We start from the raw sequence: 21,329 nt of genomic DNA on the forward strand, positions 1-21,329 counted from the left end.
CTGGCTCAGATGCTGACAGACCGGCTCATTGGCCGGCTGCAGATGCACCCCGGAATTCCGTTTCAACAAAACCTAGTTCCAGAAGGCTCTGATAGGCCTTTTGACCCTGAGGTTTGGCCGGTGTCATCAGTTTGACCACTTCGACCAGCACTGGAACAGCCACTTCGGGTTGGTTCTGACGGCGGAACAGGGCAGCCAGGCGGAGGTTGGTTTCCGCCAGCAGTTCCAGGGCTTCACGGCCTTTGGTGTCCATCTCGCGGGGGATGCGGGCATCCAGTCCGCGGAAGGCACCACTCAGGTCGCGGTAAAAGGCAAGCAGCTGCTTGGATGCTTTGCGGGCCTTGTCATAGTCAGCCCGCGCCTCCGCAAGGTCTCCGCGGCTGGCAGCTGCATCGCCTGCGGCAAGCATCGAACGGACGGACGCTGGGTTGAACCCACCCTGCGCCTGAGCCAGAACGCGGTTTCCTGCTGATGTTTGGGCGAAGCCAGGAGCGGCGGTCACGCCCAGGGTTGCCACAAGTGCAGCAGCCGTCAGCAATGCGCGACAACCCATGAGACCAGTAGGAAAACGTTGGCGGACTTTAGAAGCTCTGCAGCGGTCGGCCAACGGCAGCACGGGCCGCTTGTTCAGCCGCATGCATCGCAGCAGCAAGATGGATGTTGAACTGTCGTGTCGCCTCGCGATCTCCCTTGGCTGGAACGCTGAGCGGTGCTCCGAAACAGAGTGCTGCCCGGCTGAAGGGCCGTGCTGGGGCCTGGCTGTAGCCCAAGCCAACGGGAACCACCGGAACGCAAACGCCGCGGCTCTGCGCCAATTGGGCCAGACGCACCAGGCCGGGTCGCAGCTCAATCGCCGCGTCCTGCCGATGAATCCTGCCTTCGGGGAACATCACCACTTGCTGTCCGTCGGCCAACAGGTCGATGGCCAGACGCAGGGTGGTCATCGAGGGCCGTCCCTGGTCCACCGGGAAGCAGCCAAGCCGTTGCAGAAACCAGCCCTGCAGTCCCCGCATTTCGGTGGTGGTCACCATGAAGCGGCAGTCGCGGCCACTGACCCGACGGCCGGCGGCCATCGGCAGCATCAGGGCATCCCAGCGGGCGCGGTGCGTCGGTGCCAGCAGCACAGGTCCCTGATGGGGGAGATGCTCTGGGTTGAGCACCAGACGCTCACGGAATTGAAAGCGCAGCGCCAGATCCTGGGTGGTGAACATCGCCAGGGGGGCCCAGAAGCTGTCGATACCGACACGCAGGCTGTTTTCTCGGGTCGCCAGGGCCGCTTGCAACGGGCTGATCGAATTCGATGCCTGAGAACCTAAATCCCTCCGGCAAAGCTGCATAGGATCCGGCCAACGACTGCCCCGTCATGGCCAGCCTCGGCGTCAATATCGACCACATCGCCAACATCCGTGAGGCCAGGCGGACCGTTGAGCCGGACCCGGTATCGATGGCACTGCTGGCTGAACTCGGTGGGGCTGATGGGATCACCGTGCATCTGAGGGAAGACCGGCGTCACATTCAGGATCGGGATGTGGAATTGCTGCGCCAAACCGTGCGCTCCCGCCTCAATCTGGAAATGGCCGCTACCGAGGAGATGGTGGCGATTGCGCTGCGGATCCAGCCCGACATGGTCACCCTGGTGCCGGAACGGCGGGAGGAGGTCACCACGGAGGGGGGCCTGGATGTGGCCGGACAAGAGGCCTCCCTGGGGGGCATGGTGCAAACCCTTGAAGCCGCCAGGATTCCGGTGAGCCTGTTTGTGGATCCGGAGGCCACCCAGCTCCAGGCCTGCAAAAACACCGGGGCTAGCTGGGTGGAATTGCACACGGGGCGCTACGCCGACGCCGATTGGAGCACCCAGCCCCAGGAGCTGGCCCGCTTGCAGGAAGGCACGGCCATCGCCCGGCAGCTCGGTCTGCGGGTCAATGCCGGCCATGGCCTCACTTATCAGAACGTTGAGCCCGTTGCGGCCATCCCTGGGATGGAGGAACTCAACATCGGCCACACGATCGTGGCCCGCTCTGTCGCCGTCGGACTGCAACAGGCTGTGCGGGATATGAAGGTCTTGGTTCAGAATCCCCGCCTTGACCCCCTTTTCGGACAGGCGCCCGGATGACCACTTATCACTTCGTTGCAGCCAGCGAGCGCTTCCTCACCATTGAGGAGCCGTTGGAGGAAGTGTTGCGGGAGCGCCAACGCAACTACGCCGAAACCGGCAAGACCATCGATTTCTGGCTGGTGAAGCAGCCGGCTTTCCTGTCTTCTCCTGAGCTGGCTGAGCTCAAGGCAACCATCCCCCAGCCCGCTGCCGCTGTGGTGTCCACCGATCCCACCTTCATCACCTTCCTCAAACTGCGTTTGGAGCACGTGGCTGTGGGGGCCTTTGAGGCACCGTCCGCGGGGATTCCCGATGCTCTTGCCAGTGCCGTCTGATGAAACCCAGTTCCCTTCCCGTTCAGCAGCGCATTGCACTTCTGGTGCAGGCCCTCGATGGTGCGGAGAAAACCAACAAGGCGTTGGCCACCTGTGCCGATGGGGACGCGATGGTGGACATCCTGCTTGGGGCTTCGGCCAAGCTGGGGTTGGGGCTGACCCGCCGGGATCTCACGGAGACGCCGCCGATTCGCGACTGGATCTGGTTCAAAAACAACGATCCCCTGGTCACCGTTGGGGATGCCAAGCCCCGCTACCGCCGCGAAACCCCCGAAAAACCCAAGCCAGACCCGAGCCAACCCAAGGAACGCAAGCGCTTTCTCGGTTTGTTCTGATCTGAATGCCGGATTCTTGGCGCTGCCGGGCTGAGCATCAGAATTGACACATCTCCAGGTTGTTGCTTTGAACCTGCGAAGCCGCCGGCACTGGGTGATTGGAGATGTGCATGGCTGCTATCAGCCCCTTTGCCATCTGCTCGCCACCCTGCCGCCGAACGACCATCTGGTCTTCTGCGGGGATGTGATCAACCGTGGTGAGGCCATTCCCGCAACGATGGATCTGGTCTGGGATCTGGTCCAGGCCGGCCGTGCCTCATGGCTGCGAGGGAACCATGAGCAAGACCTCATTGATGCCCTCGACTCCCAGGATGGCTTGAGTCAACACGCCACCTATGCCCAGTTGGGCGACAGCAACGCTCGCCGATGGTTGCCGCGTCTGCAACAGCTTCCGCTCGTCTATCGCGGTGACGGTTGGTGCGCCACCCATGCCGGGTTCGATGCAGCGGGCCAACCGGATCTCTCCATTCGTGATCCTTTCTGGGAGGCCTATGACGGTCGTTTCGGCCAGGTTGTTGTGGGCCATACGCCACGTCCCCAGGTGGAACGTCTTGGCGCGATCGTTCTGATCGACACCGGTGCGGTCTACGGCGGTTGTTTATCGGCCTACTGCCCGCAAACGGATGCGGTCGTTCAGGTTGAAGGAGCTGCAACCGAGGCCGTGCTGGCTGGAGTTGGCCCTTGCTGACGGTTTACCGAAGCAACAGGGCTGAATTTCTGGCTCGCTTGCTTTCCCGTCAGTTGATCGAGCAGCAGCCCGGCCCTCTTGAGACGGTGGAGGTGATGGTCAACACCTGGCCGACCAGTCGATGGTTGGGGGAACAGCTGGCCACGGCCAATGGCATCAGTTCCCTGGTGCGGTTCCCCTTCCCGGGCAGTCGTCTGCGGCAGCTGGTGCGCCAGGTGTTGCATCTTCCCGCGCAGGAGGACGATCCCTGGCGGGCGGGCCAGCTGGTGTGGGCTGTGCTCGAGCTGTTGCCGGAGCTATTGGAGCAGCCCGTCGCCCAGCCGTTGCAGGTCTGGCTCAACCAGCGTGAAGGAACCGCCTCGGGGTTGACGCGGGACCGTTGGCAGTTGGCACGCACCATCGCCGATGCCATGGACGATTACGCCCTCTACCGCCCCGATCAACTGGAGCAGTGGAAACGGCCGCGGCCCGATGACGACTGGCAGCCCCTGCTCTGGCGACTGCTGGCCCAACGGCTGCCCCGGGCTCCCTTTGGCCTGCAGGTGCGTGAGGCAGTCGATCGTCTCCGGCGAGGAGACGTTGATCCAGCCCTGCTGCCGGAGCGGCTGCGGCTGTTTGGCATCAGTGCCCTGGCACCGGTGCAGGTGGATCTGATTCAGGCCTTGTCCGGTCTGCTGGAGGTGGAGATCTACCTGCTCACCCCCTGTCCGGATCTGTGGCAGCGCTGCGGCAGTCGGCGTGCCTCGCTCGGGGATGACTGGCTGGTTCCGCCCGATGGGGGCTGGTTGGCCGAGGCGCCGCGCCTGGAGGCCGTTCTTGGACGGATGGGTGCCGAATTTCAGCAGTTGCTGGAGGGTTCCGGTGAAGCGCAGCTGGGGGAGCGACGCGAGGGGGATCTGTTTGCAGGTTCCCTGCAGATCGCCGATGCGGAAGAGCGCCAACCCACCCTGCTCGATCAGCTTCAGCAACAGCTGGTGGATGCCGACAGCGTTCCCGCACTGGAGCGTTCCACAGACGATCAGTCGCTGCTGTTTCAAGCGGCACCGGGGCCTTGGCGGGAGGTGCAACTGGTGCGTGATCGCATCCTGCAGTGGCTGGAGGCCGATCCCGATCTCGCGCCCCGCGATGTGCTGGTGATGACGCCGCAGATTGAGCGCTATGCACCGCTGCTCAGCTCCGTGTTCAACGACACGGCGGCCATCGGTGTCGATTTGCCCTGGCGCCTCACCGACCGCAGTCAGCAGAGCAGTCCGGGGTTGTCGATGGCAATGTTCACGCTGCTGGAGCTGGCGGCCACACGCCTCACCGCCACGGGGCTGGAACGTCTGCTGGGCAATCCGGCCCTGCAGGGCCAGCAGGGACTCACGCCGGAGGAGGCGGTGCTGATGACCCAGACGCTGCAACGCAGTGGTTTTCGCTGGGGGTTGGATGCCCGCGAGCGTGGCGGAGAGGAGGTGCACAGCCTGCGTTGGTGTCTCGACCGTTGGCTGCTGGGGCTGGTGCTGCCGGTGGAGCCGGGCTTGGCTCCAGCAGGTGCGGCACCGTTCCAGCAGGAGCTAGATCCCGATCGCCTGGTGCGCTGGTGGACGCTGCTGGACCGTTTGGCGCGGATGTTCGATCGCCTGCGACAGCCCCGGCCGTGCCATGACTGGGTGCAGCTCCTGCAGTCCCTGTTGCAGGAGCTGTTCGCTGAGGGTGGGGCCTGGGCCGATGAGGCGCAGAGCTGGGCGGCGGCCCTTGAGGAGTGGCGATTGCGGGCCCATGACTGCCCCCTGGACCTCGATGCAGCCGTGGCCTTGGAGGTGCTGCAGGAGGCCTTGTCGGTGGACAGCGGTCGCTTCGGTCATCGCAGTGGCGCCCTCACCATCAGTGCCCTGGAGCCGATGCGGGCGATTCCGCACAAGGTGGTGGTCTTGATGGGCCTCGACAGCGCCGACTTCCCTCGCCCGAGCCGCCGTCCTGGCTTCCATCTGCTCGAGCAGCAACGGCGCCTGGGGGATCCCCGCAGCAGTGACCAGGACCGCTACGTGCTGCTGGAGGCCTTGATGTCGGCACGCCGTCATCTGCTCATCAGCTGGTGCGGGCGGCTGGAGCGCACCGGTGAGCCCCAGCCGCCTGCTGCGCCGGTGGAACAGTGGCTTTCAGTGCTGCAGGAGCAGTTGCAACGGGCCGGTGCCTCCACGGAGGGGTTGTTGGTCACTCCGGCGGCCAACCCCCTCTCCCGTGAAAACTTCCGGCCGGAGGCGCCGCTCAGTTGTGATCGGCGTCAGCTGGAGGCCCGGCGCTGCCTGGATGCTGCTCCGGCTTCAGTCCCGAATCCCCAGGGGTTGGCCTGGGCATCGCTCTGGCAGCCGAAGATCAACGATGACGAGGCCGATGGACGGGACGGAGACGATCTGGCCCTGGACGCTGAAGTGTTGCTGGCCTGGATGCAGCAGCCCCAGAAGGCCTGGTTGCAGGCGCGGGGGTTGCGACCTGGGGAAGGCATTGAGGCGGTGGAGGATCTCGAGGCGCTCGAGTTGGATGGCCTGCAGCGCTATCTGCTGCTCAACCAAGATCTTGAAGAGCACTTCATTCTCGGATCGGCTCCGGATTGGACGGCGTCGCTGGCGGGCCAGGGTGTGCTGCCGGCGGGGGCTGGTGCGGCCCTTGAGCAGGAGGAGCTGCAGCAGCGGTGGCAGGCCCTGCAACGGCAGCTTGCATCGCTTGGTGACTGCCGCCGGGAGGTGCCGGTGCTCGCCGGCCTGCCGATGCCCCTGCTCTACGCCGGCGACACGCAGGTGGTGGTCCAGCCCGGGATGCTCACGGCCGCGGCGGTGATGCGCGGCTGGTTGCAGCACCTGTTGCTGTGCGCTGAGGGATCGGCTCCTGCTGCCGGTTCAGCGGTGGTGGCGCGCAGCACCCGGGTTGCCGGCGCCGAGGTGCACGTGCGCTGGTCGGTTTTGCCGACGGTTGAGGCCGAGGACCAGCTGCAGCAGCTGGCGCGGCTGGCACGACAGGGGCTGGAGCGGTGCTGGCCGGTCCCCCCCAAGAGCGGCTGGCAGATGGTGGCCAAAGAGCGGCGCAAACCGGGGGAGGGGCAGCAGGACTTCCGCAAGGCCTGGCAGGACGAAGGGTCCACCCCGGTGATGCAGCTCTGCTTCGGCACGGAGATCGCTGCGGAGCAATTGATGGATCAGGCCGGATTTCAGCAGGCGTGTCAGCTGCTGTACGGCCCCCTTGTGGCGAACCTGCGTTAATCGAACAGCTCGTCGAGCATTTCGCGCATGCGTTCGTTGGAAACCACCATCGGCTCGCCGGCCTGCCGGCGGAAGAAGTAGGCCCGATGTTCCTGGCTGATGCTTTCAACAGCGGCGGCCTTGCGCACCAGCAGCTGGGCCAACTTCTGACGACGTTCGGGGGACACAACAGGCCGGAGGCTTCCACCAACGTGTTGACCTGATGGCATCGCACACGCACAAGCCCCTGTTCTCTCAAGGGTTGGGTTGCATCCGTTCACAAGCCGATAAAAAAAAGCGAGGGTTCTTCAGGCCCCCGCTCAGGTCGTCTTCTGTTCTGGGGTGTGACATCACCCAGTCCAGTTCGCAGCTTTCGCCGGCTGCTTCATGGAACTTAACACTGGTTTTGAGGTCGGAGTTGAGCAGACTCCATCCATGGCTCAGCGCTTCGATGCCAACACCTATCCCCTCGACCCTGGGGTCCGCCTGCTTGAGGCCAGCGCTGGCACCGGAAAAACCTTTGCCCTGGCGCATCTCTGTCTGCGGCTGATTACGGAGGCCGACCACGCCCTCGAGGCGTTGTTGGTGGTGACCTTCACCGATGCGGCGGCTGAAGAGCTGCGCTCACGCATCGGCCAGCGGCTGCAACAGGCGTTGCAGGGCCTCGAGCAGCTTGACCAGGGGATGGAGACTTCTGCTCCGGACCCCGTCCTGGCGGACTGGCTGGGGGGTTCCGAGCCAGGGGAGGCGCGTCAGCGGTGGATTCGGCACCTGCTGGTGGCCCTCGAGCAGTTGGACCGGGCCGACATCACCACCATCCATGGCTTCTGTCGCCGCAGCTTGCGCCGTCTGGCCCTCAGCAACGCTGCGGCGATGGAGCCCCAGCTGGACACCGACGCCACCGCGCTCCAAGCCGAGGTGGTGCAGGACCTCTGGCAACAGGAGCTGCTCAGCCTGCCGCCGGATCAGTTCAAGGCGTTGCGTCAACGCGGCCTCTCGCCCCAGACCCTGCGCAGGGGGTTGGCGCAACTCGATGGCGAACAGCAGCCGTGGTTCAGGGGCGCTGATGGGGCGATCGATCTGGACCAGCCCCTCGCCCCGCAGCTGGAGCACTGGCTGGCGCAGCTCTGGCACGACTTCGTGCCGCTCTGGCAGCGGGATCATGCCGCTCTGGATGCCGGGTTCCGTCAGGCGGCCGAGCAGTGGAAAGCCCAGGGCTGTGGAGCCACCACCCCTTATTCCGCCAAGCCCAAGAGCGATCGCTGCGCCCAGATCAACCAGTGGCTGGATGGGCAGACCTCAGTGCCATCGCTGCTGGAGATTGCCGCCCGTGAGAAGCCGCTGAAGGAGTACTTCCACCCCGGCAGTTGGTGCAAGGTCGCGCGCAAGTGCGGTGAGACCGACCCCAGCCTGGTGACGCCGGCTCTTCAGGCCGCCGTTGCGGCGCTCTGGGATGCACCGATTGAGCGCACCTGGCAATACCTCCTGGAACGGGGCTTGCAGGAGCTGGACCGCCGCCGTCGCCGCCGCGGGGTGATCACCTTCGGCGGCTTGCTGGCCTCTATGGATCCCGGCGATGGCGATGTTGCCTGGCTTGCCCCTCTGCAACAGCGCTACCGGGCTGTGATGGTGGATGAGTTTCAGGACACAGACCCCGTGCAGTGGCGCCTGTTGCAGCGCGCCTTCGGTGCTGGTGAACGCCACCTGCTGCTGATGGTCGGGGACCCCAAGCAGGCGATCTACCGCTTCCGTGGTGGTGATCTGGCTACCTACATGGCAGCGCGGGATCAGGTGGAGCGGATCGATCACCTGCTCGACAACTTCCGCACAACGGCACCGCTGATGGAGGGGTTGAACCGCTTGATGGCTCCGGGTCTCCCCCGATCTGAACTGCCGGTGCCCGCGGTGCAGCCTCGCAGCTCCGCCACCCCACCGCAGGATGCCCCGGCGTTGCAACTGCTGCTGCTGTCCACAGAGGCGCCCTCCAGCCGCAGTGCCCTGGAGGCAGAGCTGCCCCAGCGGCTCGCCGCGATGGTGCTGGAGCAACTGCAACAACGGGAGGACCTCACCCCCGCAGATCTCTGCGTGCTGGTGAGTCGTCATCAACAGGCGGAAGACCTTCGCCGCGCCCTTGGGGTCTGCGGACTCCCCACCCGCCTGGTGACCCAGGGGGATGTGCTCGACAGTGAAGCCGCCTTGCTGTTGCAGTGGTTCCTCGATGCCCTGGCGGAACCGGGTGATGACGCTCGCCTGCGCCTGCTGGCCTGCTCGGGACTGATGAACATTGCGCCCGATGCCCTGGAGCCGGGGCGGTTGGATCAGCTGGCGCTGCAGTTGCGCGGTTGGGCTGATGAGATTCCGCGGCTGGGCCTGCTCGGGGCGCTGGCCGATCTGCTCAAGGGCGAACAGATGGCGGGGCTGTCGGAACGGGGCCGAATGCTGGGGGATCTGCAGCAGGCGGCGCGGCTGGTGCAGGAGGCGATGCACCGTCAGGGGCTTGATGTGGCCACTGCGGCGGATTGGTTGCGGCGGGAGCGGTTGCACCCCAGCCAGCCGGTGCCGGAGGCTCGTCAGCCCCACAGCGATCAGGCCGACAGCGCCATCGCCGTGGTCACCGTGCACCGCAGCAAGGGTCTGGAATATCCGGTGGTGATCTGCCCCTACCTCTGGCAGTCGCCCCCAGCCGTGGCCGGCCCGCTCTGGCGTGACCCCCGCTCAGGAGAGTGTCTGGCGCGGGTGGATGTCCACTGGGGGGAGGGCTGGCAGGCGGCGCAACAGGCGCAGCAGGACGCTGCGGCCGAGGCCGAGCGGCTGGCTTATGTCGCGGTGACCCGAGCCCAAACCCAGTTGATCCTGATCTGGGCCAGGGCCAACGGCCAGGAGGATTCCCCGTTGCCTGCCTGGTTGTTCGGTGCTGAGGCCGCTGGGGATGCGATCGATAGCCTCACCGATGAGCGGCTGAGCCAAGCCCTGGCGGAGCGACAGGTTCCGATCAGCATCGATGGCCTGGTCGAGAGCCTGCCCAGCGGCAGGCGTTGGCGGCCCCCGCTGCTGGCTGAGCCCTTGGCCCTTGGTTCCATCCCCAAGCGGATCGACCGGAGTTGGGGCCGGGCCAGTTACTCGGCCTGGATTGCCTCATCCGACGACGTTCAGCTGCATGAACAGGGTCGCGATCGCGATCCCGGCGCTGAGGAATCGATCCTGGTCGGGGCAGAACCGGCATGGTCCGAGACAGGGCCGCTGGCGGCTTTCCCGCGCGGGGCCGGGGCCGGGGACTGTCTGCACCGGATCCTCGAACAGTTCCCCTTTTCTGAGGCGGAGGCCGCTGAGCCCCGCCAACGGCTCGAGCTGATCGCCGCCGAGTTGCGCCGGGCCGGACTTGATCCCGATCTTCAGAACGATGTGTTGACCGGGTTGGAGCAGGTGTTGCAGACGCCCCTGGGGGGACCGCTGGGTGCATTGTCGCTGGATCGGCTGGGGCCGCACCAGCGCCTGCCTGAACTCAGTTTTGACTTACCAGTGCAGCATGTGCGCACGGCCGATCTGGTGGCCGCCTTCGGTTGTGATGCCGAGGCCCGTTTCGGCCGCACCTACAGCCCGGCGCTGGCGTCGCTCGCGATCAACAGTCGCGGGTTTCTCACCGGTTCCATCGATCTGGTGTTCCAGGACCCCCAGCACCAACGCTGGTGGGTTCTCGACTGGAAGAGCAACTGGATCGGTGAACGGCGCACCAGTACTGAGCTGGGACTCTGCGGACCGCATCACTACTCCCAGGAGGCGATGGAGGAGCAGATGTTGCACCACCACTACCCCCTGCAGGCCCACCTCTACCTGGTGGCCCTGCACCGCCATCTGCGTTGGCGGCTGCCGGATTACAACCCGCAGCAGCATCTGGGGGGCTACGTCTACTGCTTCCTGCGGGGGATGCCTGGAGCGTTGGCTGCTTCTCCAGAAGGTGCTGTCGGACCGGGGCGCATCGTTGAACCCGTGCCCCTCCATCGCATCGCAGCCCTGGATCGAGCTCTGGGGGAGGTGCCGGCGTGACGGAGTTGCTGCCCCCGGGAACCAGCACCTGGCCCTCCAGCTTCATGGCGGGCCTTCATGCCGCTCTGCGCCGTCGGATCCCACCCCAAGTGGATGGTCCCGCCCTGGAGGAGCTCAGTCGCGACCTGGTGCTGGCCTTGGAGCAGGGGGAGTTGACGGTGGCGCTGACTCCGGAACGGCTGGCCGTTGCCCAAGCCAGCGGCTGGCTGGAGGGTGATGCCTCCCCCCTGCTGCTTCAGGCTGATCGGCTGGGCTGGCGCCGCTGGTTGCAGGCCATGGAGCAGGTGGTGGCAGAGCTGGTGGAGCGGGCCCATGCTCCGGTTCCCAAGCCCGTCAAGGCTGTCGATCCCGACCTGTCGGATCGTCTCAACGCTGAACAGTGCGCCGCCGTGCGTGCCCTGGATCAGGCCTCGGTTGTGCTGCTCAGTGGTGGTCCGGGTACGGGCAAAACCAGCACGGTGGTGGAGATTCTGGCCCGGGCGGAAGCCCGCTATCCCGGCCTGCGCATCGGTTTGGCGGCCCCCACCGGCAAGGCGGCCCGTCGCCTTGGGGATGCGGTGCTGGCGCAACGGGCTCCGTTGCCCTGCAGCACCCTCCACCGGTGGTTGGAGGCCGGCAGCCATGGCTTCGGCAGGCACCGCCAGCGCCCCTTGGAGCTGGATCTGCTGGTGATCGACGAGATGTCGATGCTGGATCTGGCCTTGACCCAGGCCCTGCTGGAGGCGTTGCCCAGCGGTTGCCGGCTGCTGTTGGTGGGGGATCCAGCCCAGCTGCCGCCTGTGGGCAGTGGAGCGGTCTGGCACCGGCTTCAGCAGCCGGACGTTCGCAGTCGCTTCGGTGAAGGGGCGGTGCATCTCGAGCGCACCTACCGCAACCGCGGTGCTCTGGCCCAGGTGGCGCAACAGCTGCGCCAGGGGGATCTGGCAGCGTTCGCTGCGGATCTGGCCGCCTTGCCAGAGCTGGCCAATCTTCAGGTGCATCCCAGCCCCCTGCGTCGTTTTCCAGCCTTGGTGCGCCAGCAATGGATTCAGCGCCTCCAGAAACTGCAGGTGCTGACGGTTGATCTCGACCGCTGCACCGAGCAGGAGCTGATGGCGGCGTCCCGGCCCTTGTTTGCGCTGCTCGAGCAGGACCTGTTGCTCTGTCCACGGCGCCGGGGGCCTTGGAGTCTTGATGATGTGCACCGCACGCTGCTCGGGGCCAATGCCGCCAGCAAGGTCGAGCGTTGGCCGATCGGCTTGCCGGTGATCTGCGGCAGCAATCAACCGGAACTCGGCTTGGCCAATGGCGACCTCGGGGTTGTGATCGGGTCAGGCTCTGAACGACGCCTGTTGTTCCAGGTGGTGGATCCGGACGGCCAGCTGCAGGTGCGCCGTTTGCACCCAGCCCGTTTGCGGCGTCTCGAACCCGCGGTCGCCCTCACCATCCATCGGGCCCAGGGCAGTGAGGCGGATCGGGTGATCGTGCTCTGGCCAGATCCCCTCGAGGATGGCCCAGCTGCTGAGCATCAACGCCGTTTGCTCTACACAGCAATCACGCGTGCCCGTGCCAGCCTTGACCTGGTGACGCTGATCTGAAGCGGGTGGACTGATGCGGGTTGAGCGTCCCTGGGGCTGGTACGAAACGCTGACCCAGGGGGACAACTATCTGGTCAAGCGGCTGCTGGTTCGTGCCGGGCAGCAGTTGTCGCTGCAGCGGCATCGTCATCGCAGCGAAAGTTGGACCGTGGTGTCCGGCTCGGGGGCTCTGCTCTGCGGAGAGACCTGGCATGCCGCCAGCGCGGGCGCCATGCTCTCCATCCCCTGCGGCACGGTGCACCGCGCCCGGGCCAACGGTTCAGATCTGCTGATTCTGGAAGTTCAGCATGGCGATGATCTGCGGGAAGACGACATCGAACGTCTCCAGGATGATTACGGCCGGGTGATAACTTGAGGGCCAACCTTTGAAGCGTAGGCAACACAACCAGAGCGCAACTCTTACGTTGCAGGGAGGTTGTGAGCCTGATTTCAGAGATCAATCAGGCGAAGCCACCTTTCATGACTGAACAGCAACAGCAGCGCGACGATTCCTCCTGCGCAGTGGATCTTTCTGCATCCGCGCTTCCGGAATCCAACCCGAATGCTGAGGTGTTCACCACCACCATCACATCGGCCGAGCCGGAATCCGGTTTCGCCGGCTTCGGTTTCAGTGAGGCCCTGCTCCGCACCCTGGCCGACAAGGGGTACAGCGAACCATCTCCCATTCAGAAGGCGGCCTTCCCCGAGCTGATGCTCGGCCGCGATCTGGTGGGTCAGGCCCAGACCGGCACCGGCAAAACAGCAGCGTTTGCGTTGCCGTTGCTCGAGCGTCTCGAGAGCGGCCAGAAGACACCCCAGGCCCTGGTTCTCGCCCCCACACGGGAGCTGGCGATGCAGGTGGCCGAGTCGTTCAAGGCCTATTCCGCCGGCCATCCCCACCTGAAGGTGTTGGCTGTCTACGGAGGCACAGATTTCCGCTCTCAGATCAGTGCCCTCAGGCGCGGGGTTGATGTGGTGGTGGGCACCCCCGGACGGGTGATGGACCACATGCGTCAGGGCACGCTCGACACCAGCGGTCTGCGCAGCCTGGTGCTCGATGAAGCGGACGAAATGCTCCGCATGGGCTTCATCGACGATGTGGAGTGGATCCTCGATCAGCTTCCTGAGCAGCGCCAGGTGGTTCTGTTCTCCGCGACGATGCCTCCTGAGATCCGTCGCCTGTCCAAGCGTTATCTCAAGGACCCGGCTGAGGTCACGATCCGCACCAAGGATCAGGAAGGCAAACGGATCCGCCAGCGTTCGATCACGGTGCCGATGCCGCACAAGCTCGAGGCCCTGCAACGGGTCCTTGACGCCTGTGGTGGTGAGGGCGTGATCATCTTTGCCCGCACCAAGGCAATCACCCTGACCGTGGCCGAAACCCTTGAGGCCGCTGGCCATCAGGTGGCGGTGCTCAATGGCGACGTTCCCCAGAACCAACGGGAACGCACCGTGGAGCGTCTGCGCAGTGGATCGGTCGACATCCTCGTGGCCACCGACGTTGCAGCGCGGGGTCTCGATGTGGAGCGCATCGGCCTGGTGATCAACTACGACATGCCGTTCGACAGCGAGGCCTACGTGCACCGCATCGGCCGGACGGGTCGGGCTGGACGCACCGGCGAAGCGGTTCTGTTCGTGACTCCACGGGAACGACGCTTCATTCGCAACCTCGAGCGGGCCACCGGTCAGCCGATCGAAGCGATGGAGGTGCCCGGCAACACAGCCATCAACCAGGGACGTCTGGACAGGCTGCGCAAGCGCTTGAGTGATGCGGCCCAGGCGCAACGACCTGATGCCGATGAAGCAGCCCTGCTGCAGGAGTTGATGCAGCGGGTGGCCACGGAGCTCGAGCTCAGCCCCGAGCAGCTCGCCATGGCTGCACTCAACCTGGCCATCGGACCCGATGCTCTGCTGCGAAAGGGCGACGATGACTGGATTCAGAACACCCGTCGCAACGATCGCGACCGCGATCGCCATTCAGGAGACCGCCGTGAGCGGCGCGAGCGTCCTGCACGGGCCCCTGAGGAGAACATGCAGCGCTACCGCGTTGAGGTGGGTCACCGCGATCGCGTCAAGCCGGGCAACCTGGTGGGCGCCATCGCCGGCGAGACCGGTCTGCAGGGCCGGATGATCGGCCGCATCCAGATCTTCGACAATCACAGCCTTGTGGATTTGCCCAAGGGCATGCCCGAGGATGTGTTCAACAGCCTTCGACGACTGCGCGTGATGAACCGCGAACTTCAAATCAGGCAGGCCTCCTGATGCGCTTTCTTGTGGCTGTTGCTCTGGCTTCGGTTCCTGTTGCAGCCGCCGGCTCAGACAACAGCCTGATCACCCAGTTCTGCAGAACGGCCGTTAACGCCGAGCTTCAGAGCGCGGGGAAAGTTCCCCCAGAGGGAATGGTTGAGGACACCTGCCGCTGTTTTCTGGCAGAGGTTCAGGACGGTGCCGGCATCCAGGCAGCACAGGCCACCTGCAAGGCCGAAGCGGCAAAGACCTACGGACTCTGATCCACAGGACTGCTTGGGTTAGGGACCGCTCACCTGAACTGTGCCCTCAGACTGCGGCAGGGACAGCTGCTCCATCGTCTGAATCCACTCGAAGTGCTCGTTCGGTGTGGCCTGCCGAATCAAGTCGCTAAGCAGTGCAAACTTGTCAACCGGGTCCAGTTCGCCGTCGGCGGTCCAGCACAGGGCTTGGAAGCAAAGGTCATTGAACGTCATTTTTTCCAGTGTCAGGGTTGCCTGACACTGGAGTAGATGGCTTGGTCGCGGGCCAGTCTCCGCGATTGCTTCCTGTTTTTGTGTTGTTTCGTGCGACAGCCCTGTAACGTCATCGGGTTCACGCTTGAGCTCTGGCCCTTTCCGAGAATTCGGAGCCAGCTCAGGATGTCGAGCACGTTCAACGGTTCCACGGTCCATGACCATCTACATCGGCAATCTTTCGTTCCAGGCGGAGCAGGAGCACCTCTTCGATCTCTTCAGTGAGTACGGCGAGGTGAAGAACTGCAGCCTGCCCCTGGATCGTGAGACCGGCCGCAAACGCGGTTTCGCTTTCGTCGAGATGGTCAACGACGCCGATGAACAAAAAGCCATCGACGATCTTCAGGACGTGGAGTGGATGGGCCGCATGATTCGTGTCAGCAAGGCCACCCCCCGGGAGCGTTCCGGCGGCCCCCGTGGTGGTGGCGGCGGTTACCGCGGCTGAGGCTCAGGCCTCGGCCTCCAACAGGTCCAACTCCACTTCACGCCGGCTCAGCCGACGCAGCGTTGAGGCGCAGCTGTCGGCTGAATTGTCCTGATGTTGATGGGAGTCCTGGAACTGTGGCAACACAGCCCGCAGGCCGCGGCGCTTCTGGCGCGCCAGATAACGGTGAAAGCGGTTGAACGACCTTGATCGGCTCATGGCACCTCCTTCGGTTGTGATTCCGTTGTAGTGCGTCTTCAGGGGTGAAAACCGTGTTGGAACGAACCCTCAGAAAAGTTTCAGCAAACCGCTCCCCCTTGATGCGGCTGTTGCGCCATCTCGCTCCCCAGCGCCGTCTTGTGGTTGCAGCGGTGTGCTGCTCCCTGCTCAACAAGCTGTTCGATCTGACGCCGCCGGCCTTGATCGGTCTTGCTCTTGATGTGGTGTTGAGCGGTGAGCAGTCCGTCCTTTCCGGATTTGGTCTGAAGACGCCGGCCCAGCAGCTGTGGGGTCTGGCTCTGCTCACCTTCGTGGTTTGGGCGGCGGAATCGCTGTTCCAGTTCCTCTACGACCTGCTCTGGCGCAATCTGGCCCAGACCACACAACACAGCCTTCGACTTGAGGCCTACGAACACCTGCAGAAGCTCGAGCTGGCCTTTTTCGAGCACGACAGCACAGGACGTCTGCTGGCGGTGCTCAGCGACGACATCAACCAGCTGGAACGCTTTCTTGATCGGGGTGCCAATCAGATTCTGCAGTTGATCACCACTGTTCTCGTGGTGGGCACCGGCATGGCCATGGTGGCACCGGAGGTGGCCCTGTTTGCCTACCTGCCGATGCCGGTGATCCTCTGGGGATCTCTGCATTACCAACGACAGCTGGCGCCGCGATACCGGGATGTGCGGGCCAGGGCGGGTGACCTTGCCTCACGGCTCGCCAACAATCTGGGGGGGATGCTCACAATCAAGAGCTTCACAGCCGAGGCTCTGGAGCTGGAGCGTCTGCGCGCTGAAAGCCTCGCCTACCGCAAGAGCAACGCCGGGGCGATCCGCCTTTCGGCTGCCTTCATTCCCTTGATTCGCTTCGCGATTCTGTTCGCTTTCCTGACGATTCTGTTGGTCGGTGGCTTCAAGGCTTTGGCCGGTGAACTCCCTGTGGCGACTTACACCGTGCTGGTCTTCATCACCCAGCGTCTGCTCTGGCCCCTGACCGCGATTGGCCGAACCCTTGACGAGTATCAGCGCTCGATGGCCTCCACGCAGCGGGTGCTTGATCTCATCGACACGCCGGTGACAATTCAGGGTGGAATGTTGCCTTTGGAACCGCAGCGTTTGCGCGGTGAGATCCGCTTTGAATCGGTCGATTTCGCCTATGCCGGCCGTTCTGCTTTGCTGCAGAGCTTCGATCTGACGGTGCCAGCCGGCTCGACCCTGGGCATCGTCGGTGCAACCGGCTCCGGTAAGAGCACGGTTGTGAAACTGCTTTTGAGGCTTTATGAGCGTGATGGCGGATGTATCCGCCTGGATGGGGTCCCCATCGACACCCTTCAGCTGCAGGACCTGCGCCGTTGCATTGCCCTGGTCAGTCAGGACGTCTACCTCTTCCACGGCACTGTGGCCGAGAACATCGGCTATGGCGTGGCTGATCCCGATCCGGGGGCGATTGAACAGGCTGCGCGTTTGGCGGAAGCCGCTGGATTCATTGACGCCTTGCCCAACGGCTACGACACTTTGGTGGGTGAACGGGGGCAGCGCCTCTCGGGCGGGCAGCGCCAGCGCATCGCCTTGGCCCGCGCCATCCTCAAGGATGCCCCGGTGCTGGTGCTCGACGAAGCCACCGCTGCCGTCGACAACGACACCGAAGCCGCCATCCAGCGCTCGTTGGCGCAGATCACCCAGCACCGCACCACCCTGGTGATCGCCCACCGGTTGAGCACGGTCCGCCATGCCGACTGGATTGTGGTGATGGACCAGGGCCGGATTGTGGAGCAGGGCTGCCATGACAGCCTGGTGGCTCAGGGCGGGATCTACACCAACCTCTGGCAGGTGCAGGCCGGGGAAGGGGTTATCTCTTCCTAAAGCAGCTGTTGTTGGCTGCAGATTCGCTGACCATGCTGGGTCCGCAAGCGGGCGGTGCAGCCATGGCCATGCAGGCCTCGATCAGCCACGTCATGCATCACCCTCTCGGGGTGTTTTCGCTGTTGGTGGCGATCAGTGCGGCAGTGCCGCCGTTCATCCGGCGGCTGGGGCTGCCCGATCTGGTGGGGTTGCTGGCGGCTGGCGTGGTGGTGGGCCCCCATGCCTTGAACTGGGTCGACAGCAGCAGTGAAACGGTGCGGCTGCTCTCCGATCTCGGGGCGGTGTATCTGCTGTTCACGATGGGGCTGGAGATTGACCTGGAGGAGTTCAACCGGGTCAAGCGTCGCTCCTTCATCTATGGCCTGCTGATCCTGTTGATCGGTGTGGGAACGGGCGTGTCGATCGGCCTGATGGCTGGCTTCGCCTCGGTGTCGTGCCTGTTGCTCGGTGCCCTGATGGCCACCCACACCCCCCTGGGTTACCCGATTGTGCGCAGTTACGGCGCCCAGAAGGACGAGTCGGTGGTGGTGAGCGTGGGCAGCACCATCTTCACCGACATCGTGGCCTTGCTGCTGCTGGCGGTGGGTCTGGGCCTGGGCCAGGGCAGCCTCAGTGGCCTGGGCTTGGGCCTGCTGCTGCTCAAGATCGGTGGCTTCGCTCTGGTGGTGGTGCTCGGCATCCGTTGGCTGGGCCGGCGCCTGGTGCTGCGGGGCATCAGCGATGAAAACCGGATGGTGCTCGCTGTTTTGGTGGCCCTGTTCCTGGCCTCCCTGGGGGCTGAGCTGGCCGGCGTCGAGAAGATCGTCGGCGCCTTCCTGGCTGGTTTGGCGGTGAATTCCGTACTGCCCGAGGGCCGGGTGAAGGAGCAGGTGATTTTTGTGGGTGGCGTGCTGTTCATCCCGATCTTCTTCATCGACCTTGGATTGCTGCTGGATCTGGGCAGCCTTGGCCAAAGCCTGGGCAACTTTCACTTCACCGCGCTGATGCTGGTGGGCGCCATCGGCGGCAAGGGATTGGCGTCGTGGTTGAGCGGACGGCTGTTCGGTTATCGCCGCGCTCAGATCCTGATGATGTGGTCGCTGACGATGCCCAAGGTGGCGGCGACCCTGGCCACGGCCTTCATCGGCTTCCAGGCGGGTCTGCTCAATCAGACTGTGCTGAACAGCGTGCTGGCGGTGATGGTGGTGACGGCCACCCTGGGACCGATCCTCACTGAGCAGTCGGTGACCCGGCTCAAGGATCCCAGCCCCGATGCGGTGCCGGTGAGCTTCGGTGAGGAGGCGGCGGTGCTGGATGGCGTCAATGAGGTGGTGCAGCGCCCCCTGCGCATCGTGGTGCCGGTGGCCAACCCCAGCACCGAGAAGGGGTTGTTGCGTATGGCGGCCCGCCTGGTGCAGGGCTCCTCCGGAGCGGAAGGGCTGTTGCTTCCCCTGGCGATGGTGAACCCCAGTCTTGAGGAGATGCGCGGTGGTTTGAACCGTGCTGTTGCTGCAGCACGCCGACGCCTCAGCACGGCGGAAAGTATCGGTGCCCAGTTGGCTGTGCCCACCCGCAGCCTGCTGCGGCTGGATGAAGACATCGCCGGCGGCATGAGCCGCACAGCCTTGGAACAGGCCGCGGATCTGTTGCTGATCGGTGCAGCCCGCAGCGACCAACTCCGGGCCTGGCTGATGGGCGACATCGTTGATGGGGTCTGCCGCACGGCCCACTGTCCGGTGGTGGTGGTGAACCTGGGCCGTGAGACCGATAGCGCACTGGGCCGGATTCTCGTTCCGATCAAAGACCTCTCCGCCAGCGCCCGCGAGCAGTTTGAACTGGCGCTGCGGGTGATCAACTCAGCCCCGGAGGATCAGCGCGTGCGGATCACCCTGCTGCATGTGCATGACCCCCGCTTCAGTGGTCAGGACCGTCACTGGATGGAGCAACAGCTGATCCGCTGGCGACCCTCAGGTATTCCGGAGGAACGGTTTCACATTGTGATCGTGCGGGGGCCTGGCATCGACGGGGCGATCCATCGGCTCAGCCGTGAACATGATCTGGTGATCCTGCGTACCCAGCGCAGGAGGGTGGCCGGTCTGCCGATCCCCGGCAGTGATCGCACCAGCAAGTTGATCCGCCAGCTGCCCTGTGCGGCGATGGTGATCAGTGATCCCTTGGTCTAGGCGGGCGTTCTCAATCTCCCCTTCCGCAGACGGGATCGGCACGCGAAGATGCAACTCAGCGTTGACCCCATGGCAGAAGATCCCTCCGCCAAATCGTCCTCAGAGGCCAACAAATGGCCGATCGCTTCTGCTGTGGTGGTGGGTCTCAGCGGTGGTTTGATGCTGTCTGTGCCCCTGAGTCGGTGGATCAACACGGAACTGCCCAGCACGGCAGATCAACCGCTGGTTTTGCCGCAGCCCACGCCACTGACCAATCCATTCGCCGGCTGGACTGGCTTCGGTGCCAGGGAAGTGGTGGTGCTGGGGCGGGATCGCACAGGTGATAACACCGATGTGATCTTTACGGTGCGGGTGAACGGCACCACCACAACGATCACCCAGATCCCCCGCGATAGCTACATCGATGCCGAGGGTTTCGGAGGCATGAAACTCAACGCCCTGATGGCCTATGGCGGTGTGGAGGCGGTGGAGCGGGAGTTGTCGCGTCTGATGAACCGCCCGATCCACCATCACATTGTGGTGCGCCTGGATGCGATCGAAACCCTGGCCAATCTGGTGGGGGGCATCGAGGTGGATGTACCCAAGCGGCTTTACTACCACGACCGCAGTCAAAACCTGCTGATCGATCTGCAACCGGGGCCTCAGCTGTTGAAGGGCAAGGACCTGGAGGGCTTTCTGCGCTGGCGCAACGATGGCCGTGGCGATTTCGGGCGCCTGGAACGGCAACAGTTGGCGCTGAAAGGCCTGTTCGAGCGCATGAAACAACCGCAGAATCTCATTCGCCTACCCGCCTTGATCAGTGCTGCAGGGCAGGCGTTGGAGACGGATCTTGGACCGATGGAACTCGGCGGTCTGATCACCGCAATGGGCACCACAGACCTTGACGCCTCCAGCCTGAGTGCGGTGCCGTTCTATGCGGATGGCATTAGTTATCTCGACACGGAGTGGCCCGCCAAATCGAGTAGTGGAGCTGAGGCCACTGAGGCCAGCAGCCAACGCTTCCGCTTCGTGTTCTGATCAGATCAGAAGGTTGAGTGAGCGAACCACCCGGCCGCAGAGATCACTCACTTTTGTCCAGCGGTCTTCGTTGACACTGGTGGCCAGGGTATAGAGCCTGCCGCGGTCAACCACCACTGTCGCCAGCTCGTGGCGGTCGCGGTCTTCCAGATGCACGACGTATTCGAGGTCATAGAAGGTGTGGCCGTTCACCTCGCGCTCCTGAGCTTCCACCAGCTCTGCAGTGCGGCCGCTACCGGCGGTGGCGATCACTTCACGGCGAAGGCGCTCTCCAACGGCGACGGCGCTGCCCAGTTCACTCAGCTCGTTGTCTTCGTTCACCTTGTTGACCATCAGGCTGACGGTCTCATCGCTATGGATGAGGTCGTGAAACACCACCCGCGGCCCGTTGCTCACCTGCACTTGGGTCCAACCGGTGGGATAAAGGAAGGCGAAGCGACCATCCGGGCTCTGGTACGACTGCAGTCCAGCTGTCGGACCCGCTGCACAGGCTCCAAGCACCAGCACCAAGACGCCGCAAACGATCACGCGAGCCAGAGACTGGAGGAGCTGCATGAACCGAGCGATCATTCCACGGGCCATTCTGCCGTTGCGGCCTGATGGGCGTGACCCCCC

20 protein-coding genes are annotated in these 21,329 nt (G+C 64.3%); 14 read left to right on the plus strand and 6 right to left on the minus strand.

Annotated elements, in window-relative coordinates; all coding sequences use genetic code 11:
* Positions 1–25: 25 nt before the first annotated feature.
* Together KR52_RS07430 and KR52_RS07435 are read right to left on the minus strand one after the other, a co-directional pair.
* A complete protein-coding gene (locus KR52_RS07430; RefSeq protein WP_038554220.1) occupies positions 26–553 on the minus strand; it encodes a hypothetical protein in 528 nt (175 codons plus the stop codon).
* A gap of 28 nt (positions 554–581) precedes the next feature.
* The gene (locus KR52_RS07435; protein WP_084221963.1) at positions 582–1,337 is read right to left on the minus strand and encodes a 1-acyl-sn-glycerol-3-phosphate acyltransferase; all 756 of its coding nucleotides are present in this window, start codon (positions 1,335–1,337) and stop codon (positions 582–584) included.
* Positions 1,338–1,363: 26 nt separating this feature from the next.
* Between KR52_RS07435 and KR52_RS07440 the strand changes: the two genes are divergently transcribed.
* The 5 genes from KR52_RS07440 (at position 1,364) to KR52_RS07460 (ending at position 6,692) form a co-directional block, all read left to right on the plus strand.
* A complete protein-coding gene (locus tag KR52_RS07440; RefSeq protein WP_038554223.1) occupies positions 1,364–2,113 on the plus strand; it encodes a pyridoxine 5'-phosphate synthase in 750 nt (249 codons plus the stop codon).
* Positions 2,110–2,430, plus strand: coding sequence for an MgPME-cyclase complex family protein (locus KR52_RS07445; protein WP_038554226.1), 321 nt, complete (start codon positions 2,110–2,112; stop codon positions 2,428–2,430). The genes KR52_RS07440 and KR52_RS07445 overlap by 4 nt, the downstream gene beginning before the upstream one ends.
* On the plus strand, positions 2,430–2,765 hold the full coding sequence (locus tag KR52_RS07450) for a hypothetical protein (RefSeq protein ID WP_038554228.1): 336 nt from the start codon (positions 2,430–2,432) through the stop codon (positions 2,763–2,765). Before KR52_RS07445 ends, KR52_RS07450 begins: the two co-directional genes overlap by 1 nt.
* A gap of 67 nt (positions 2,766–2,832) precedes the next feature.
* On the plus strand, positions 2,833–3,453 hold the full coding sequence (locus tag KR52_RS07455; RefSeq protein ID WP_038557030.1) for a metallophosphoesterase: 621 nt from the start codon (positions 2,833–2,835) through the stop codon (positions 3,451–3,453).
* A complete protein-coding gene (locus tag KR52_RS07460) occupies positions 3,447–6,692 on the plus strand; it encodes an exodeoxyribonuclease V subunit gamma (RefSeq protein WP_038554231.1) in 3,246 nt (1,081 codons plus the stop codon). Before KR52_RS07455 ends, KR52_RS07460 begins: the two co-directional genes overlap by 7 nt.
* Here the strand turns inward: KR52_RS07460 and KR52_RS14615 are convergent.
* Complete coding sequence (locus tag KR52_RS14615; RefSeq protein WP_216725514.1) at positions 6,689–6,859, minus strand: hypothetical protein; 171 nt, start codon at positions 6,857–6,859, stop codon at positions 6,689–6,691. The two genes, KR52_RS07460 and KR52_RS14615, sit on opposite strands and share 4 nt — an antisense overlap.
* A gap of 247 nt (positions 6,860–7,106) precedes the next feature.
* Here KR52_RS14615 and KR52_RS07470 point away from each other — a divergent pair, with 247 nt between their 5' ends.
* From KR52_RS07470 to KR52_RS07490, 5 genes are all read left to right on the plus strand, one after another.
* A complete protein-coding gene (locus tag KR52_RS07470; protein WP_038554237.1) occupies positions 7,107–10,715 on the plus strand; it encodes a UvrD-helicase domain-containing protein in 3,609 nt (1,202 codons plus the stop codon).
* Positions 10,712–12,292: an ATP-dependent RecD-like DNA helicase gene (locus KR52_RS07475; RefSeq protein ID WP_038554240.1), complete on the plus strand. Its 1,581-nt coding sequence runs from the start codon at positions 10,712–10,714 to the stop codon at positions 12,290–12,292. The genes KR52_RS07470 and KR52_RS07475 overlap by 4 nt, the downstream gene beginning before the upstream one ends.
* 13 nt (positions 12,293–12,305) lie before the next feature.
* Entirely contained in the window at positions 12,306–12,647 is a 342-nt protein-coding gene (locus tag KR52_RS07480; RefSeq protein WP_038554243.1) for a phosphomannose isomerase type II C-terminal cupin domain, read from the plus strand.
* Between the two features lie 104 nt (positions 12,648–12,751).
* Complete coding sequence (locus tag KR52_RS07485; protein WP_038557033.1) at positions 12,752–14,533, plus strand: DEAD/DEAH box helicase; 1,782 nt, start codon at positions 12,752–12,754, stop codon at positions 14,531–14,533.
* Positions 14,533–14,781, plus strand: a complete 249-nt coding sequence (locus tag KR52_RS07490; RefSeq protein ID WP_038554247.1) for a hypothetical protein — start codon at positions 14,533–14,535, stop codon at positions 14,779–14,781. Before KR52_RS07485 ends, KR52_RS07490 begins: the two co-directional genes overlap by 1 nt.
* A gap of 18 nt (positions 14,782–14,799) precedes the next feature.
* Here KR52_RS07490 and KR52_RS07495 read toward each other — a convergent pair whose 3' ends face one another.
* Positions 14,800–14,994, minus strand: a complete 195-nt coding sequence (locus tag KR52_RS07495; RefSeq protein WP_038554250.1) for a hypothetical protein — start codon at positions 14,992–14,994, stop codon at positions 14,800–14,802.
* Between the two features lie 196 nt (positions 14,995–15,190).
* On the opposite strand from KR52_RS07495, the gene KR52_RS07500 reads away from it, so the two are divergent.
* Positions 15,191–15,478: an RNA-binding protein gene (locus KR52_RS07500; protein ID WP_011364605.1), complete on the plus strand. Its 288-nt coding sequence runs from the start codon at positions 15,191–15,193 to the stop codon at positions 15,476–15,478.
* 3 nt (positions 15,479–15,481) lie between these two features.
* On the opposite strand, the gene KR52_RS07505 is transcribed toward KR52_RS07500, so the two are convergent.
* Positions 15,482–15,676, minus strand: coding sequence for a hypothetical protein (locus KR52_RS07505; protein WP_038554254.1), 195 nt, complete (start codon positions 15,674–15,676; stop codon positions 15,482–15,484).
* A gap of 101 nt (positions 15,677–15,777) precedes the next feature.
* Between KR52_RS07505 and KR52_RS07510 the strand changes: the two genes are divergently transcribed.
* From KR52_RS07510 to KR52_RS07520, 3 genes are all read left to right on the plus strand, one after another.
* A complete protein-coding gene (locus tag KR52_RS07510; RefSeq protein ID WP_051834304.1) occupies positions 15,778–17,535 on the plus strand; it encodes an ABC transporter ATP-binding protein in 1,758 nt (585 codons plus the stop codon).
* 62 nt (positions 17,536–17,597) lie between these two features.
* Positions 17,598–19,697 carry a cation:proton antiporter gene (locus tag KR52_RS07515; protein ID WP_038557037.1) on the plus strand — a complete coding sequence of 700 codons (2,100 nt, stop codon included), beginning with the start codon at positions 17,598–17,600 and terminating at the stop codon, positions 19,695–19,697.
* Positions 19,698–19,766: 69 nt separating this feature from the next.
* Positions 19,767–20,714 (plus strand): LCP family protein, encoded by a 948-nt coding sequence (locus tag KR52_RS07520; RefSeq protein ID WP_051834409.1) that lies wholly within the window; start codon positions 19,767–19,769, stop codon positions 20,712–20,714.
* On the opposite strand, the gene psbP is transcribed toward KR52_RS07520, so the two are convergent.
* On the minus strand, positions 20,715–21,296 hold the full coding sequence (gene psbP / locus KR52_RS07525; protein ID WP_084221964.1) for a photosystem II reaction center PsbP: 582 nt from the start codon (positions 21,294–21,296) through the stop codon (positions 20,715–20,717). It abuts the gene before it with no gap.
* Between the last annotated feature and the right edge of the window lie 33 nt (positions 21,297–21,329).

Origin of the sequence: Synechococcus sp. KORDI-52 (assembly GCF_000737595.1) — a bacterium.
In the GTDB taxonomy this organism is placed as follows: Bacteria; Cyanobacteriota; Cyanobacteriia; order PCC-6307; family Cyanobiaceae; genus Parasynechococcus.